This window comes from Desulforhabdus amnigena, from assembly GCF_027925305.1.
In the GTDB taxonomy this organism is placed as follows: Bacteria; Desulfobacterota; Syntrophobacteria; order Syntrophobacterales; family Syntrophobacteraceae; genus Desulforhabdus; species Desulforhabdus amnigena.
The window spans coordinates 1457725-1474953 of the sequence record NZ_BSDR01000001.1 but is presented as its reverse complement, the minus strand read 5'-3'; the positions used below and the strand labels follow the sequence as shown (position 1 = coordinate 1474953).

At 51.9% G+C, this 17229-nt stretch carries 16 protein-coding genes; 8 read left to right on the top strand and 8 right to left on the bottom strand.

Annotated elements, in window-relative coordinates:
- Positions 1-15 precede the first annotated feature (15 nt).
- The 4 genes from QMG16_RS06330 (at position 16) to aqpZ (ending at position 3197) form a co-directional block, all read left to right on the top strand.
- Complete coding sequence (locus tag QMG16_RS06330) at positions 16-1149, top strand: phosphotransferase enzyme family protein (RefSeq protein WP_281793085.1); 1134 nt, start codon at positions 16-18, stop codon at positions 1147-1149.
- Positions 1146-1700: a DOMON-like domain-containing protein gene (locus QMG16_RS06325; protein ID WP_281793083.1), complete on the top strand. Its 555-nt coding sequence runs from the start codon at positions 1146-1148 to the stop codon at positions 1698-1700. Before QMG16_RS06330 ends, QMG16_RS06325 begins: the two co-directional genes overlap by 4 nt.
- Positions 1701-1744: 44 nt before the next feature.
- Entirely contained in the window at positions 1745-1993 is a 249-nt protein-coding gene (locus QMG16_RS06320) for a GlsB/YeaQ/YmgE family stress response membrane protein (protein WP_281793081.1), read from the top strand.
- Positions 1994-2501: 508 nt separating this feature from the next.
- Complete coding sequence (gene aqpZ / locus QMG16_RS06315; RefSeq protein ID WP_373878714.1) at positions 2502-3197, top strand: aquaporin Z; 696 nt, start codon at positions 2502-2504, stop codon at positions 3195-3197.
- A 141-nt stretch (positions 3198-3338) separates the two neighbouring features.
- On the opposite strand, the gene grdA is transcribed toward aqpZ, so the two are convergent.
- The 4 genes from grdA to QMG16_RS06295 are packed head-to-tail and all read right to left on the bottom strand — an operon-like array spanning position 3339 to position 7894.
- Complete coding sequence (gene grdA, locus QMG16_RS06310; protein WP_281793077.1) at positions 3339-3803, bottom strand: glycine/sarcosine/betaine reductase complex selenoprotein A; 465 nt, start codon at positions 3801-3803, stop codon at positions 3339-3341.
- Between the two features lie 30 nt (positions 3804-3833).
- A complete protein-coding gene (gene grdC, locus QMG16_RS06305) occupies positions 3834-5279 on the bottom strand; it encodes a glycine/sarcosine/betaine reductase complex component C subunit beta (protein ID WP_281793076.1) in 1446 nt (481 codons plus the stop codon).
- A gap of 11 nt (positions 5280-5290) precedes the next feature.
- Entirely contained in the window at positions 5291-6598 is a 1308-nt protein-coding gene (grdB, locus tag QMG16_RS06300; RefSeq protein ID WP_281793074.1) for a glycine reductase complex selenoprotein B, read from the bottom strand.
- A 9-nt stretch (positions 6599-6607) separates the two neighbouring features.
- Positions 6608-7894 carry a glycine/sarcosine/betaine reductase component B subunit gene (locus QMG16_RS06295; RefSeq protein WP_281793072.1) on the bottom strand — a complete coding sequence of 429 codons (1287 nt, stop codon included), beginning with the start codon at positions 7892-7894 and terminating at the stop codon, positions 6608-6610.
- 483 nt (positions 7895-8377) lie between these two features.
- Here QMG16_RS06295 and trpS point away from each other — a divergent pair, with 483 nt between their 5' ends.
- Positions 8378-9463, top strand: coding sequence for a tryptophan--tRNA ligase (gene trpS, locus QMG16_RS06290; protein WP_281793070.1), 1086 nt, complete (start codon positions 8378-8380; stop codon positions 9461-9463).
- Positions 9464-9634: 171 nt separating this feature from the next.
- Here the strand turns inward: trpS and QMG16_RS06285 are convergent, their stop codons facing one another.
- The 3 genes from QMG16_RS06285 to QMG16_RS06275 all read right to left on the bottom strand — a co-directional run bounded on the left by QMG16_RS06285 (position 9635) and on the right by QMG16_RS06275 (position 11533).
- Positions 9635-10558, bottom strand: coding sequence for an AAA family ATPase (locus QMG16_RS06285; protein WP_281793068.1), 924 nt, complete (start codon positions 10556-10558; stop codon positions 9635-9637).
- Positions 10559-10678: 120 nt separating this feature from the next.
- On the bottom strand, positions 10679-11065 hold the full coding sequence (locus QMG16_RS06280) for a hypothetical protein (RefSeq protein WP_281793066.1): 387 nt from the start codon (positions 11063-11065) through the stop codon (positions 10679-10681).
- Positions 11066-11104: 39 nt separating this feature from the next.
- A complete protein-coding gene (locus QMG16_RS06275; protein ID WP_281793064.1) occupies positions 11105-11533 on the bottom strand; it encodes a PilZ domain-containing protein in 429 nt (142 codons plus the stop codon).
- Between the two features lie 775 nt (positions 11534-12308).
- Between QMG16_RS06275 and QMG16_RS06270 the strand changes: the two genes are divergently transcribed.
- The 3 genes from QMG16_RS06270 to QMG16_RS06260 all read left to right on the top strand — a co-directional run bounded on the left by QMG16_RS06270 (position 12309) and on the right by QMG16_RS06260 (position 15679).
- A complete protein-coding gene (locus tag QMG16_RS06270; RefSeq protein WP_281793062.1) occupies positions 12309-12854 on the top strand; it encodes a hypothetical protein in 546 nt (181 codons plus the stop codon).
- A gap of 69 nt (positions 12855-12923) precedes the next feature.
- The gene (hisC, locus tag QMG16_RS06265; protein WP_281793060.1) at positions 12924-13985 is read left to right on the top strand and encodes a histidinol-phosphate transaminase; all 1062 of its coding nucleotides are present in this window, start codon (positions 12924-12926) and stop codon (positions 13983-13985) included.
- A gap of 569 nt (positions 13986-14554) precedes the next feature.
- The gene (locus QMG16_RS06260) at positions 14555-15679 is read left to right on the top strand and encodes a sodium ion-translocating decarboxylase subunit beta (RefSeq protein ID WP_281793058.1); all 1125 of its coding nucleotides are present in this window, start codon (positions 14555-14557) and stop codon (positions 15677-15679) included.
- A gap of 75 nt (positions 15680-15754) precedes the next feature.
- Here QMG16_RS06260 and QMG16_RS06255 read toward each other — a convergent pair whose 3' ends face one another.
- Complete coding sequence (locus QMG16_RS06255) at positions 15755-17158, bottom strand: amidophosphoribosyltransferase (RefSeq protein WP_281793056.1); 1404 nt, start codon at positions 17156-17158, stop codon at positions 15755-15757.
- Positions 17159-17229: the final 71 nt, after the last annotated feature.

Here is a 17229-nt window from a genome sequence, read left to right as displayed (position 1 = left end):
GTTCAAGAATGATGGATGCAAATGAAGGAACAGGGAACAAGAGGCGATAACGTGGAGAGTCTTGTCGCCGTGGCCGAACAGTTTAAAACGCAGGGCAGGGTTGTGGAAATCCGAGAGTTCGGGAGCGGCAATATCAACGACACGTTTTTGGTGACTCTGGATTCCGGGTCTGAGAAACATTTTATACTCCAGCGCATCAATACCGGGGTATTTCGGCAGCCGGAACTTGTCATGCAGAACATGCGCATTCTGACGGAACATGTCCAAAACCGGTTGCAGAGAATGCCCCTTCCATCCGGACGCCGCTGGGAGGTGCCCCGTGTTTTGCCGACCCATGATGCTCGTAGTTATTGGAGCGATGTAGGCGGCTCGTTCTGGCGGGCCATCAGTTTCATTGACGCCGCCCGGTCCTTCGATACCATACAGGATATGAATCACGCGGCGGAGATCGGGTATGCCCTTGGCATGTTCCATGACCTCGTGAGCGATCTTCCTTCCGAAAAACTTGTCGACACGCTGCAAGGGTTCCATGTCACACCGCGTTACCTGACTCATTTTGATGAGGTGCTGGCAGAAAGCGATTTTGACAGATCCCCCGAGGTGAAACATTGTTTGAAGTTTATCCAGGAACGAAGAGCCTGGGCGCATGTTCTTGAAAATGCCAGGATGGGCGGGCGGCTCCACTTGCGTCCGATTCATGGTGATCCCAAAGTCAATAATGTCATGATCGATAGTGTCACCCGTCAGGCCGTCGGCATCGTCGACCTGGATACTGTCAAGCCAGGATTGGTGCACTACGACATCGGCGACTGCCTCCGTTCGTGCTGTAACCCGCTTGGGGAGGAAGCTGAACGGTGGGAAGCGGTTCGCTTCGAACCCGACCTCTGCAGGATCATTCTGCGAAGTTATCTGTCGTTTGCAAACGGCTTTCTCACTGCCGGTGACTACGAGTATCTCTACGACGCAATCCGGCTGATCGCCTTTGAGTTGGGGTTGAGATTCTTCACCGACTGTCTCGAAGGCAATATTTATTTCAAGGTCAGGTACCGGGAACACAATCTTGCCCGCGCTCTTGTTCAGTTCAAGCTTGTTGAAAGCATCGAATTCCAGGCGAAGGCGATTTCCGCCATCATCCAGGAGATGAAATGAATCGGACCCCTTTTTCTCTGAAGCCTTTCCTCCCTCTCCCCACCGCACATATCCCAAAGGTCGAGATCTCGGGCGACATCGGCCGCTGTTCCGACGGGTTTGCCATTCGCTATCTGTTTGTGGACCCTCTTGGAAAAACCTCGATCCCAGTGCGTGCAGATGTCCCGCTTCGCAGGCATGGACTATGGGAGGAGACGTGTTTTGAATTTTTCCTGGCGGTCAAGAATTCTCCCTCTTATTGGGAATTCAATCTTTCACCCTCCGGGCACTGGAATGTCTATCGGTTTTCGGAATATCGGCAGAACATGCAGGAGGAAACGCGCTTTTCATCCCTCCCGTTTGATATACGGGTATTATCGAGTGGGGGACTTTCCCTTGCGCTGGAAATGGACTTGGGTATTTTTATGAAAAGGGGGTTGCCCCTCGAGGTGGGTGTCAGCGCCGTCATCAGGCAAAAAGACGGCAACGTGACCTATTGGGCTCTGTCCCACGCCGGTCGGCAGGCCGATTTCCATCGGCGGGATGGCTTCGCCGTGGAATGCAAAGCGTGAATGGTTCACCTTTAATCAAAATCTCAAAACATGAAGGAGGAGAAATGGGAATACTCTCTTGGATCGTTATGGGTCTCATTGTTGGAGCATTGGCAAAACTCATCATGCCCGGTAGAGATCCGGGCGGGATATTCGTCACCATTCTCATTGGCATAGCCGGTGCTTTCGTTGGGGGATTTATCGGTTCAAAAATGGGCATGGGAACCGTTACGGGGTTCAATCTCGGCAGCATCGGATTGGCCACGGGTGGGGCGTTGATCCTGCTTTTTGTCTATCGTCAGATCAAACGATAATGCACAAAACGGTATGAAGGGTTAGCGAAAAGACATTTGACGGAACATCAAGATCTTCTTCAATATCTGTAAATACCTTCTGAAAGAATAGTAGTTATTCTAAAAATTATGGAATCTTAAATCCGCCTCTCCTATCGAAATATTATTGCATGAGCTGATCGAGAAGATCATAATGTTGTCATTTTAGAGCCTATCCCAAAAAACACCGGCTTCAACCCCGTTTTATGCTGAGGTATCGAAGGGCGACCTGGGAAGTTTTGGGATAGGTGCTAGTGGATGTCATGCATTTCTACTGGTCTTATCATTTCATGTTCTGAATCCTGATCTTGGTTCGTCCGGTCTTTCTTTACACTTTTTCGATAAATTGGGTGAAAAGGGGGCTTTCGCCGCAGGAAACGGTGCGGGTTCGCTTCGAGGGCCTTTGGTATGAACGGGAGGAGTATTGGGGGAATGCAGTCGAAGCAAATCTAAACCACATTTCAATGAGGAGGTATGAGTCATGCCGATGATGAATCGATTAGGAGCGGAGTTTATCGGTACGTTTTGGCTGGTTTTTGGAGGATGCGGCAGTGCCGTTCTTGCTGCAGCGTTTCCCGGTCTAGGCATTGGGTTTCTGGGAGTTGCCCTGGCCTTTGGACTGACCGTTCTCACCATGGCGTTTGCCATTGGTCACATTTCCGGCTGCCACTTGAACCCGGCGGTTTCCGTCGGATTGGTCGTGGGAAAAAGGTTTCCTGTCTCCGATCTCCTTCCCTATGTTGTGGCTCAGGTAGCGGGTGCCATCCTTGCTGGTGGAGTGCTTTATCTGATTGCAAGCGGAAAGGCCGGCTTCGACATTGCCGGCGGCTTTGCATCAAACGGCTACGGTAGCCATTCCCCAGGGGGCTACCCCCTCACGTCGTGCTTTGTGGCTGAAGTCGTTTTGACCTTCATGTTTCTCATTATTATCCTCGGCTCGACCGACCCGCGGGCGCCCGCGGGGTTCGCTCCCATCGCCATTGGTTTGGGCCTGACCCTGATTCACCTTATCGGCATTCCGGTCACCAATCTCTCGGTGAATCCAGCACGCAGCACAGGACCCGCGCTCTATGTCGGCGGTTGGGCTATCCAGCAACTCTGGCTCTTCTGGGTCGCACCCATCATCGGAGCGGCATTGGCCGGCGTGGTTTACCGGTGGGTCGGTGGGGATGTCTCTTCCAAATAGCCGTCATCGCCATATGAACTGAATGAAAAGGGACGCTCCCCTCTGAGTGTCCCTTTTAGTTTCTGTGATCTCGAGTCGCTTCTCAAGGTGCTTTTCTTCCGAATACCTTTCACCACTTGGGACCCAGCCAGGAAGAGTCCCTCAGGCCTTTAGCATCTTCTCCCTTATTTCCTTGAATTTCTTGCTGATTTCTTCAGTATTGGTCACCATTTCCATAAATCCGGCCTGTTCTTCGTATACGTCTTGAGGAACGTCGTTTTTCACTTCAGACTCAAGGATATGGTATACGGGGAGTCTCAACGAGACTCCTGCCAGTGGACCTGCGAAACTGGGGTCGCCGATGGTGACGGTCTCCGCCGTGATCTGAGCCACTTCCAGATCGACTGCCCCGATGACCACCACCAAATCTTCGGTTCCCATGTCATCCACCAATTTCTTGATGATGGTCTGTTTTTCTGTGTCCACTGCGCCCGCCGCCGTTCAGACAAAACATTCTGTAGCGGCGAAAACCACCTCAGCACCGGCCGCCTTCATGCATTTCTCGATGGCCGGCCCCGGTACACCATCCCTGTCACCGAAAACGATGACTTTCTTCCCTTTAAGCATTGTATGCGTCCTTTTCTTTGAAAATACAGTTCACTGTCTCTTGGGATTCTTCTCTATAAGAAAAGACATGCCGTCCGAAAGCTGGGTCATCCTCCCCAAAAAAAGACTCCCCCGCGCAACAAACATGGCATTTTCCATTTTCCCTTTCTTTATGGCGTCAATGGCGTGGCCCAAAAAGGGAACCGCCGCCGGTACATGGCCTTGGGTGGGGGAAAAGCCAGGCATGCCGTGCTCCAGAACAAACCGGTCGATCTCTTCGCGCTTGATCTCCTTTCTCAATACCGCCAGGGCTCCGATCATCCGGTAATTGATCAGAGGCACGTTGCCGCTTCCCGCCGGGACGGTGACTTCGGGGTTTTGCAATTCAGTGGCGTACTTGTCCACTTGCGTGATCTTCATTCCCATTTTTTCGAGCGGCTTTAGAACCAACGATTCCATAATGCTCTGCTGAGAGGACCCGGAACCGATGTCATGCTTCCCAATGCCGTCCAGCCGGATGATGGGGCTCTCCCCATCGTCTTCGGTCACCAGGAAAGCGAGTCCGCCCAGCATATCCTCTAGGATGGGCATATCTTTGGAAACATGGCCTTTGAACTTCATACCGAGCTTGGCCATGGACCCTCCACCCACCACGGCGACCCTTTTGAACAGCCCGGACTTGACCATGGCTGCAGCGCTGACGATGGCATAGATGGGTCCCACGCAAAAGGCTTTGATGTCGCAGCCCGTGGCATGAACGCACCCGCACATTTCACCTATGGCTTTGGAGAGCCCGCCACCTCCCCGGTTGTATCGGTCGCCGACCGCTTCTTCGGAGCAGTTGAGGATAAGGTCGATCTCTTCCGGCTGAAGATTCGCCTTTTTCATGAGATGCGTCAAAGCCAGGGCTCCCGAAGCTTTCGCCATGAGGTTTTCCATCAATACGTGAGCCTTCAGGGTATCGTCCCGATCGTGATCGCGATGCAAACATCCCATCAGGCGGCCCTTGTGATAGATGGGAAGCGACCCGCGGTTTTCAATGCGATCGAGGATCTGTTCCATCTCCACTCCCACATCGATTTTTTTCAGGACTGACTTTTCCCAGAGCGGATTTGTCTCCAGGGCTCTACGGAGAAAAGGAGCCGCTTCCTTTTCGATCCACATGAGATCGAAATCGTCCGCGAGCTTCATCAACCCCAGGAACTCTTCTTCCGGCATGATCTCACCATAGGCGCCGTAACGGGACGCGCCTTCAAGGGGGTGTTTGTACCAGGGTTGCCCGATTTCGTTCAGGCGATCTGGATGGAGATTGCCGATAAAGACCTGGTTGGGGGGATAGGCGACCGCCTCTTCAAAACTCCTGAGATGCCGCTCTATGGTTGGCAAGAGAAGGGTCGGACTGTCGGCTATTTCCCGTATCGGTTTGGATCCGTACCGGACGAAACCGGGGACATGAGCGAGAATATAGGAACATGTTTTGACAATGGGGTCGAACATGGCTCACCTCATCAGAAAACCGTTTGCCCTTCGATCTTCGTTTCCAATGCGCGAAGGGCCTTTTCCACCAGGGCTCTGCGCAAAGATTTTTCCTCTGATTTGGACTTGGTGGGATCACCCAGGGGATGGGGGATGGCGATGGCGGGAACGATGCGGTTTGCTCCCACCGTCTTGGAGATGGGAACGATGCTGCAAATATGAACTGCCGGGATTCCTGCTCTTTCGATCTCTTTGGCCATCGTTGCGCCGCAACGAGTGCAGGTCCCTCAGGTGGAGCTGATGATGACGGCCTTGACGCCATCCCTCACGAGGTCCCTGGATATCTCCTGAGCAAACAGCCTGGCTTTCGCCACCGATGTACCGTTTCCTACCGTGGCATAGTAGTAGGGATAAAGCTTGCCGATGCCCCCTTCCTCTTCGAGGTCTCTCACTACATCCAGAGGGAGTACGCGGTGAGGGTCCTCGTTGGCATAGGTGGGGTCGTAGCCCCCATGGGCGGTTTCATAGGATTCCGGAGTCAACCGCTTCACTGTGCTGATGTCGTATCTGCCGTATTTTGTCGCACTGGAAGATTCTATGCGATCCGGATTTCCCTTGGGGACAATGCCCCCGCTGGTGATAAGGGCCAACGTGATTTCGTGCATCTTCTCAATGGGGGGCAGGGGGGCCACGCGATCGAAAACCGGCATGGGATACTCGGTTGCAAAGGGTTCCCTCTTCAATTTGCGCAGGAGCATCGCTACGGCTCTTGCCGCACCCGTTTCCGATGCAAAATAATTCCGGCGGATTCCCCTCGCGAGATACCCTTCTTCCTGAGGAGATTCAAGGGGTTTCCCTTTCGCGAGCTTCATGACAAGGCGGGTCATTTGCGCGGCCGCGTCCCTCATCCCTACGGTTGTAGCCTTCGTCTCGACGATGTAGGCGTCCTTCCGGTAAGATTCCACGCCCGGATTTTCGGGGAACATTCCTGTTACGGCGGGAATTCCCAACCGGTTCATCACTGCGGCGCATACCGCTCCGCAGGCGATTCCATATCTCCCCGCATTGAATGCGGGGCCGGCCAATACCAGATCGGGGCTGTAACCCTCGATCATAGCAAGCACCGCTTTTGTGGCTTCCTCGATATGTTCGCCGAAATAATTATCGCCGCAGATGACGGTGGCCTCAATCTCGACTTCCTGCCCAAAAAGTTCCTGGAAGAGGACTCCGGGGCCTACGGGGCCGGCTTTGCTGAGCGGTTTCGTATCGGCCTTATCTTCTCCCCCGATTTGCCCGAAGAATTGATTGAGATAGTGGACCGCTTTCAGTTTTCCTTCCATGACATCCCCCTATTCCCCCCGACAGGACAACCGTTCGAAGCCGAGTTCATTTGTGGCTCCCATGATGACCTGCAATTCGGCCCTGATGCCTTCCTCTAAGAGACTGCCGGACTGTCCTCCCGCGATCTTTTCTATGGCCCGGATATCGCCGATCACCTTGTCCATGTGAGGCAATGTGATGATCTCGTTGGCATTGCCGACGCTCACGACGGCATCAGCCTTGGGCGTCGTATCGGCCAGGGACTGAGACGCTCCATCCGCTCCGGCGAACTCATCGGAGACCAACACGGTGAGAATCCCTTTTTCTTCCATCTTTGAACAATACATCATGGCGTCGGCATCCGGATTTCCGAAGCCTTCCTTGGAGATGACGGCTCCGTCGGCGCCCAGCATTTCAGCCAGCTTGGCCGCATAGTCCGAAGATCGCATCTTATCCCTGAGAGTCACATTGGCGTTGCCGACGACGGTCCCCACGTAATGGAGATCGATCCCGTCCCGTTTGAGCAGCTCGTGGATGATGGGATTGTTCTGATGATGATAGGTGGTGTTCTTGTCGCATGCGGAAACGCAGTTTCCGCTTACAATCGCGCCGTCCATGACCTCGGTGGGCATAATGAGGGTAGGAAGCAGGGTCTTCAAGTCGTGCCCATAGAGGTAAGTATCGTGCAGCAGGCCCTGGCTCAAGAGCATATAAACATAAACCACTCTGGGAAGTTCCGTACCGCCGCTTTTCGGTTCAAAGGGCCGGTTCACCTCGAAACGCTCCACGTGATGTGGCTCAATATCTCTCCCCGCTTCCCCCAGGTAAACGGCAGCCCGCAAACCCGCCAGCCGGAGGACCTCCTCGTGTTCGTGCGGGGAGATGCCTTCCCTGACGTTCATCGCCAGGACAACGTTCAGGAGCCTGGAAAAGGAAGTATAGCGGGCCCCGGGGCCGTTCATGTCGATTATCCCTTCCTGAAAACCCACGATCTGCCCTGCGGTGACCACGGAACATCCCTGGAGCACATGCGTTCTTCCTGTTCCCACGGTTTCCACACCGGAAACCAGGCCGGGAAACATTCCCCCTTTTCCCTGGACTTTGACCCGGGGTTCGATGACATCCTTTACGGGAATGATCCGAACGCTCTCCCCCGGCCTCGCAATGTCAGCTTCAATTGCGGTGATGCGTGAATCTCCCTGTCTGGTTCTTTCGAGGAGTTCTTCCCGGTTGATATGGAGAACCTTCCCCTCGATGAAAGTCTTTTGCCCCCACTCGATTTCTTCAATGGGTATTCGGCCCAGTTCCAGAAACATGGTGCATCCTCCCTTGAAAAACAGGGGAACTCCGGATTGCGTCCAAAAGCTTCCCTATGTTTTCACGTGAGAGTTTATTCCTTTTTATTCAAAAGCTTTTGATCGCCCGTTTGTGCAGCGCCATGAAAGGATGCTTTCCAGAAGTGATAAAGATGACAATAATTCGTTTCATTACACATATTTGATAGTCTCTGTGCCGGTGGCTGTCAAGGAGTGGTCCCTGGAGACCTTGCCCATGGGGCGGGAATCAAACGAACCGCTTCAGACTCCCTTTGCGGACTGGCACCAAATCATCAGCTACATATTGGGCAAGGCTCAAATTCCCACGGCCTGAATGATTTTCTCCCGCATGGAAAAACAGTGCTTTTTCGTTTGGGGAAGACTTGATTTATTACGCTACTTTAGATAAGAGCATCATTTTATTCAATTGAAACTCTTTTAGCTTGAGCGCTCCACAAATACGGACGAAAACGGAGAACAAACATGAATTCTGTGAAGACGATCGAATACGGAACCTTTGAAGCCTCTTTGAAAAGAAGTGAGGCTATCGAGAAGGATCTGAAGATAAATCCCGGAAAGTACAGGGTCCTCACCGGAGACCGGCCGACGGGCAGCTTGCATGTGGGGCACTTGTTCGGCTCTCTCGAAAATCGTGTCCGGCTGCAAAATCTCGGAGTTGAAGTCTTTGTGGTCATCGCCGACTACCAGGTTCTGACTGATCGGGATGCGTTTGACGCGATTTCTGAAAATGTGCATCAGCTCGTCATGGATTATGTTGCCGTTGGGCTCGACCCGGATTGCGGAAGGACGTTTATTTTCCCTCACAGCCATGTTCCCGAACTCAACCAGCTGCTTCTTCCGTTCCTGACGCTCGTCTCCAATGCGGAATTGGACAGGAATCCGACAGTCAAGGAAGAGATCGAGGCGGCCGGTCAAAAGCGAGTCAATGCCGGAATGTATATCTATCCCGTGCATCAGGCGGCGGATATTCTCTTTTGCAAGGCCAACGTGGTTCCCGTCGGCAAGGACCAGCTCCCTCACCTGGAGCTTACACGCACCATCGCACGGCGTTTCAACAAGAAATTTGGTAAGGATAAAGAGGTATTTCCCGAACCCGCGGCGCTCTTGAGCAGCGCTCCGGTCATTCTGGGGTTGGACGGCGCTCAGAAAATGAGCAAGAGCCGGCATAATTCCATTATGTTGCGTGCGACAGAAGAGGAAACGGCCAAACTCATCAAAAAGGCCAAGACGGATACCGACCGCCTGATCACCTACGATCCCGACAAGCGTCCCGAGGTCTCCAACCTCCTGCGTATTGCGGGAATTGCGACCCAGAGAACACCTGAGAGCATCGCCGAGGAAATCGGAAATGGCGGCGCCGGGAAATTGAAATCCTTCGTCACGGAAGCTCTCAACAGCTATCTCAGGCCCATTCGCGCCCGCAGAAAGGAGATCGAAAACGATCCCGGACGGGTTCGGGACATTCTCGTACGCGGAATCCAGAGAGCACGCCAGGAAGCCGAGAAAACGCTTGCGGAAGTGCGGACGGTCATGAATATGGATATTTAGGCTTTCGAGGCAGGTAGAGGAGCGGGTCACAACATGCCGGTTGTCTCACCATGGATTTTTTCACGATGTGATGCTGCGCATGTGTGAGGAAAAGCGGTGTGTGGGGCCTGCTGCTCAAAAAAGCAGAGCTTATAAGGCGTAAGGTGTTTCAAGTCGATTTGTTTTCTTCCGTTAGATCATATCCATCTGCCGAAAGAGCTTCGGATTGTTCGCCACCTTTCGGACGAGTTCCCGGTAATCGTGTGCGCCGGGGGAACCTGGCGCATATTCGTAAATGCTTTTCCCGTAGGCGGGAGCCTCGGATATTCTCACATTGTAACGGATCGGGGGGCAGATCTGTTCGCTGTAGAGCTTGCCCAGTTCTTCGAGCATTTTCTGGGACTGTTTGACCCTCCCGTCGAGAAAGGTCGGGACGACGTATTTCAAGGTGAGTTCGTCCCGGTATTTACGGATGCTGGCAAGGCTCTTCATGAACTCCATCAGCCCCTGTAGAGCCATGACTTCCAGGGAGATAGGCGTTAGAACTTCTTTCACATAGAAAAGCACCGCGACCGTCAAGGCATCCCAACCGGGAGAGGTGTCCACAACGATGTAATCGTATTCCCCTTCGAAGATGGAGAGGGATTCCCTGAAAGTGAGTTCCCCTCCGAAGTCCTTTCGGTCGATGAGCCTCTTGACGCCGGCCAGGGACTTGCCGCCTGCGAGCAGATAGAGGCGTTCCCGGACCTTGCAGACAGCTTCTTCCGGCTTGAGTTCTTCCGTAACGACTTCCACAAGACCGGCTTTCGGCTTGACTCCGAGGCTGTAGCTTGCCTGGCCCTGCGTATCGGTGTCGATGAGCAGAACCTTGTGTCCCGCCAAAGCGAGCCCCGCAGAAAGACTTACCGCCGTCGTTGTTTTGCCGACTCCCCCTTTGCTCAGCGCAACCCCGATGATCCTGGTCTCCCTGGAGAGTTCTGCGGCATCCGTTTTGCCGGGCAGGTTGAGAGCGAAGAGATTACCGCAGCTCTTGCATCGTGCCTTTTTGGCGTTTGCTGGGATGCGCTTTTCATCGATATTGCACTGTTTTTTGCAACGGGGACACGTAATGATCATTACCGGCCTCCTGTATTGCCGACACCAGAGGAAAATTCTTGTTCAACGAACAGTCACGCTATTTGAGAATTTCCTGCAGCGGAACCTCTGACAATCAATGGAAGGGATCGGAAACCGCTTTTATTTCTCGCCCATGACGTATGCGACGAGCTTGCTTTCCGTGCCCTTCTCCGCCAGTTCTTTCAATACGTACTGAAGTGCCATTTCCACAATGCGGGATTTGGATATCAGGCGTTTCAGGTTGGGAGACACAAGCGTACGGATCTCCTCTTTCGCTTCTTCGAGAGCATCGGATGTATCGACCGAAATGTAGTGGGTCGTCTTTTTCTTGAGCCGCGGCCTCGATTGACGGATGCTTGCCGTACCGGTCCTGGACTGTGCCGCTTTGCTTGATTGAGTAAAACGCTCGATAAGTTTTGAGAGTTCCTCTACTGCAGGCGCCATTTCCTCTTCCACACCGCTCAGAAGGTCCTCCAATATATCCCGCTCGTTTTGCTCATCAGCCATGTTCTTGGACTCCTCCGACGGTCGATATACTGCTGGAAATCAGCGTGCCCCAAATAACCTGCTCTGTTCTTTTTCGAGAATATCCGCAATTTCCTGTTCGGTTTCTGCATCCATTTCCTGAAATTCCATGCCACAGAGGCATTCACCGGATTCGTGAGGCGAGACGTGGGTTACTCTTCCCTTCAGGGTCAGGGATTTTTCGGCTATTTTCAGCGTGACGGAAGACAAGATGTCATTGCGCGAAAAATATTTGGGACTTCCGATCAAAAATCCGACTCCCCCCCTGGAAAGATTGATGACCGTGTATTCATGGTCGTCCACTTTCACCCGTATCTTACCGGTCTCCTCTATCGGTACGCGAAAAGACTTGCGGATAAACGCTCTTGCATCAGCGTCCCTTGGTTCCTCAGGCGATGAAGTGCCCGGCTCCAGCTCAAAATCCAAATCTTCCAATTCATTCGGGTCCATGTAACACTCCTTGCATTTGTATTGACCGCCAGTTGATCCCACATGCTTTGGTTACATTGGTTTGAGCCCCTTCTGGTCCTCCAGAAAGATGCAGTGCGCTGCAGTTGCCCTCCCGGGAAGAAGAACCATGGGTTTGAGCTCTCTGAGCGATAAACATCATCGATTCCATAAAGACTATCTGACCTTTGCAACAAAAATGCCCATATTATATGAAAGGGATTTTTGGGCTTGTTTAAGAGGATGTCTGAAAATTCCCCCTCTTGAGGGGGAGTAGGAGGGTGTCAAGATTTCGCGAACCAGAAAAACACCCCCCTTGGCCCCCCTCAAGGGGGGAATCGAAGCGGGTTCGGCTCCCAAGCAGAGGAATTTTTCAGACAGCCTCTAAGCGAGATATGGGATGTGTCGGGAGGGGGAAGCGCGAAATTTGAGCACTTCCCGCTTGAGCATTCATCTCTAATGGGCTTTAATCCGGCAAAATTATGACGCAAGTGTCACGGAAATATCCATTTTGTAATGGTGGGATTTGACTGCAGTGCATGCATCGGGGCTTTTCATGGGACTGGCATTCGTATATTAAGGAAGCATACGGTTGTTGGAACAGGCAGCTGCTCAGGTTTCTTGGTATTTTAGAGGTGCGCCTCCATGTTGAGCGGAACAGGCTTCGCTTTGGCGTGGGAGCCTTTTAGGATTTTTAAAAACAGAAGCCGCTGGGACTCATCCCGGCAAGTTCGATGTGATTCTACCGAGTCCTTCAAGAAAAGGTGATTAAAGTGATATGGATGAAATGAAATTTCATGTGGGTGAACGCTTTCCTTTACCCGTTCCTGCAGAAAAGGGTTTTACTCTGGAGATTTTGGATAGCGGTCTGACTGCTTTTCTGCAGCTTCCTGGACTGGCCGACGAAAAGGTTGACGCTTTCAACGCCGGTTTTTCCAGCTATAACTTCTGGGAATCCTCCACACCCGTGCCCGTGGCGGTGTGGGTCTTTAATTTCAGTGAACCTTTTGCTCCCGTTGACTTTCAGTTCGATGCAAGAGTAGTAGACCCGGTCCATCTACAAAATTTCCTGGACACTTCAAAGGAAATCAAAGGCGATATCACGTTCTTTCTGCTGGACGGGGATATCCTCAGAGGGAAAAGAACATGCCGGCTCGATTCTGCCGCCCTGGCGCTTTTTCATAAAACGATTCAAAAGCAGCTGAGTCTTTCATATACCCATGAAGAATACCTCAGATCTTGCCAGACCATTTTGAGATTCAACCCGGGTGCACTGGCAAGATTTGGTTCCCGGTATCGGCATATGCCGGAAAGGGATGTTTAATCAAGAGAATTTATCTGATATTTTAACTAATTATGTTATATGTATGTCTGAACGGATTGGAAAAACTAAATGAGCCGATATTGGAGTAAAATTGTTTCAGACCTGGAGCCGTATGTTCCCGGCGAACAGCCCAAGGACAGGCGTTACATCAAGCTAAACACCAACGAGAACCCTTATCCTCCCTCTCCAAGGGTCATAGAGGCGATCAAGCACGCTGCCAATGACCTGCTCAAACTCTATCCGGACCCCAACTGCGAGGACTTGCGGGACGCCATTGCCAAATATCACGGGGTGGATTCCGGGAATGTATTTGTGGGAAACGGTTCCGACGAGATCCTCGCCCTCGCGTTTTTTACTTTTTTCAAACAGGATCTTCCGCTCCTTTTTCCAGATGTGACGTACAGTTTTTATGATGCCTACTGCAATCTTTTCAACATCGAAGCCAAACGCATCCCCATCAGGCCGGATTTCACCATCGACTTGAAGGACTACATTCGACCCAACGGGGGAATCATCTTTGCCAACCCCAATGCTTTGACGGCCAATTGCATTTCCCCTGAGGAAATCGAAAGACTGCTCGAGGCGAACACCGGTTCCGCTGTGGTCGTGGATGAAGCCTATATTGACTTCGGGGGAGAGACGGCTATTCCTCTCATAAAAAAATACCCGAACCTTTTGATCATTCAAACGCTCTCCAAGTCCAGGTCCCTGGCTGGGCTGAGAGTGGGGTTTGCCGTGGGGGAACAGGAGCTGATAGAAGGGCTTGACCGTACAAAAAATTCGTTCAATTCCTACACATTGGATCGTTTGGCCCTTGCCGGGGCTTTGGAATCCATCAAAGATGAGGAGTACTTTCAGGAAACCTGTCGCAAGGTGATCGAAACAAGAGAGTGGACGACGAAGGAGCTGGGTGGATTGGGATTTTCAGTTGTTCCTTCCAAGGCCAATTTCATACTCATCCAGCACGAAAGGCTTCCTGCAAAAGTGCTGTTTCAAAAGCTTCGAGACGAAGGGATTCTTGTGCGTTACTTCGACAAGCCCCGCGTGCGGAACCACTTGCGCGTCACCATCGGCACCGAAGCGGAGATGAAGACGTTCGTGCAGAAGGTGAGAGAACTCGTCAAGAGTTGATCCTGCGGTGAGTAATATGGAAGGCACGAACTCTAAACAAGGAGTCGGAAGCCGGCTTTGACAGCTATCGAAGGGCTTGCGATAGAAATGGAACGAGCATTCATCCCAGATCTACTCTGAATAGGCATTGCCTTAAATTTGAGATCCGGCGGTAAGGGAGTTGGTGGATTCTAATGTCCCGTTATTCACCACGGAGACACGAAGGGGACGGAGAAGGTTTTGGAATTCTTACCGGATTCCTCCGTGATCTCTGTGCCTCCGTGGTAAAAGGGGATTTCAAGAGCGGTTCACCCCCTAAGATCCTCAGGATTCTACTTCGACATTGTCGGATTTTACCGCAGGCCATTGGAATCGTTGAATCCAGTATCTGGTTATGGAATTCCGAGCATGACCGAGCACATCAAGTACATAGCCGCACAGGTAATCTGGCAAAGTCTAGCTAAAGGCCGAAACATCGCACAATAACTGAACGATTGAGGAACAGGTTTCAAGAAAAGTCCTAAAATCAAGGGAGTGCCTCGAAAAGTCCAAGTGTTTTGAGGTCTTGTAAGGGAGGTCGATGGGAAGCGATGGAACTCTTACTCGAATTTTGGCAAAACACGGGATTTGCTATGGCGGACTACCGCCACCTGATCATGATCGCCGTGGGAATCACTTTTATTTACCTGGGCGTAGCAAGACATTACGAACCTTTCCTTCTTATTCCCATCGGGTTTGGCATTCTCATGGGGAATGTGCCCGTGTTCAAGGGACTGGGACTCGGGATTTATGAAGAGGGGAGCGTCCTGCGTTATCTCTATTTTGGAGTCCTGCAGGGAATCTATCCTCCCCTCATTTTTCTTGGGATCGGGGCCATGACGGACTTTTCCTACATGCTGGCCCAGCCCCGGTTGATGTTGCTGGGAGCGGCAGCGCAATTCGGCATTTTTCTGACTTTTCTCGGTGCACTTGCTCTGGGGTTTGCACCAACGGAGGCGGGTTCCATCGGTATTATCGGAGGAGCTGATGGTCCCACGGCTATTTTTCTCACAGCGAAGCTTGCTCCTCATTTGATCGGTCCCATCGCCATAGCGGCGTATTCTTACATGGCTCTGGTGCCGGTCATTCAGCCTCCCATAATGAAGCTTCTCACGACTCGAAAAGAGCGGCTGATCCGCATGAAGGATCCGCGTCCCGTCAGCAAACGTGAAAAAATCATCTTCCCCATAGTGGGGTTTCTATTGTGTTGCTTTGTGGCCCCTGCCGCCCTGCCGCTGCTGGGAATGCTCTTCTTTGGAAATCTCTTGAAAGAGTGCCTTGTGGTGGATCGACTGGCGATTGTTGCCAGAAGCACCGTCATCGATACGGTCACCATTTTGCTTGGAATCACGGTAGGGGCTTCCACCCAGGCCGATGTCTTTCTGACAGCGAGTTCCATCGGGATTTTTGTTCTGGGAGCCGCTTCATTCATGGTAGCAACGGCAGCGGGAGTCGTTTTTGCCAAGCTGATGAACCTGTTTGTCCAGGAAAAAATCAATCCTCTGTTGGGGGCGGCAGGTGTTTCGGCTGTGCCGGACTCGGCTCGTGTGGTGCAACTGTTGGGAAATCGTGAAGACCCCGGTAATTATCTGCTGATGCATGCAATGGCTCCCAATATTTCCGGCGTCATAGGCTCTGCCATTGCTGCGGGAGCTCTATGGTCGTTTTTGATATAGTATCCGTAAGGGAAGGAAGATTTCAAAACATCACCTCTCTGCGACCAGGCGGAACCTTGTCAGCAAAGAATGGAATCAAGAATAGCCTGTTCCGTCCCAGCAGTGCGTGCACAGCTTTTCCTTGGGGAGGCCGATGGCCGCCACCAGGTCGTCCATCTCCTGGTATTTCAACGAACTGAGGCGCAATCGTTTCCGGATTCTCTCGATCATATCACTGTTTTTAGTGGTTCCTGCAGTGGCATATTCGTCCAGGAACTTGTCGTCGCGGCCTTCAATCTCTTTTATGGCTTTTCGGCCGGCGAGGTCCAGTGTGGATCGCGATGTTGAAAAGTTGAGGAATTCGCAAGGGAAGATGAGAGTGGGGCATGCGGGCCGCATGTGTACCTCGAGGACGCCGTAGTCATAGAGTATCTGAACATTATCCTGCAGTTGAGTGCCGCGCACGATGGAATCTTCACAAAATAGAATCCTTTTTCCTTCTATGAGCGCCCGTACGGGAATGAGTTTCATTTTGGCCACGAGGTCACGCATGCGCTGGTTCTGAGGCATGAAGCTTCTGGGCCAGGTGGGAGTGTACTTCACATAGGGACGCATGTAAGGAATGCATTTCTCATTGGCATATCCCAGGGCATGACCGATTCCCGAGTCTGGAATTCCCGAAACGCAGTCGACAAGGACATCGTCTTTTCTGGCCAGCGCTGAGCCGCATCGGTATCGCACCTGCTCTACATTTATGCCTTCATAACAGGATGCGGGATAACCGTAGTAGACCCAAAGAAAGGAGCAAATCTGCATTTGGTCCCCAGGTGCCTTCCTCTGTTCATGGGATTCGGCGGTGATGAAGACGATTTCGCCGGGACCGACGTATTTGTCTATATCAAACCCCAGATTCGGAAACGCGCACGTTTCGGAGGATACGGCATAAGCCCCGTCTCTTTTGCCGATGACGATGGGGGTTCGGCCCAACTTGTCCCTCGCGGCATAAAGGCCCTTTTCCGTCAGGATCAGCATGGAACAGGACCCCTTGATGGATGTGTAAACGTTTTGAATGCCGTCCTCGAAGGAAGTCTCTTCGCAAATCAGCATTGCTGCCAGTTCGGTTGGATTGATGTGGCCGGCGCTCGCTTCGGAAAAAAATGATCTTTTAAGGAAGGCTCTGCTCCTGAGTTCATCGATATTAGTGATTTTGCCCACGGTGACGATGGCGAATTTTCCAAGGTGAGAATCAATAATGATGGGTTGCGCGTCATAGTCGCTGATGACGCCTATGCCTTTGTTTCCATGGAAGTTGGCCAGATCGGGTTCGAACTTGGATCTGAAATATGCATTCTCGATATTGTGGATGGATCTTTGGAACCCTTCGGAGTTCACTACAGCGAGTCCGCCTCTTTTTGTGCCCAAATGAGAATGATAATCGGTCCCGTAAAAGAGTTCTCTCACACAATCTTCTTTAGAAACGACGCCAAAAAATCCACCCATTTACAGTCAATCCTTTCAGAGAAAATAGTTAACACAAATAGCCCGCTTGTTCCTTTGCTGCGCATGATTCT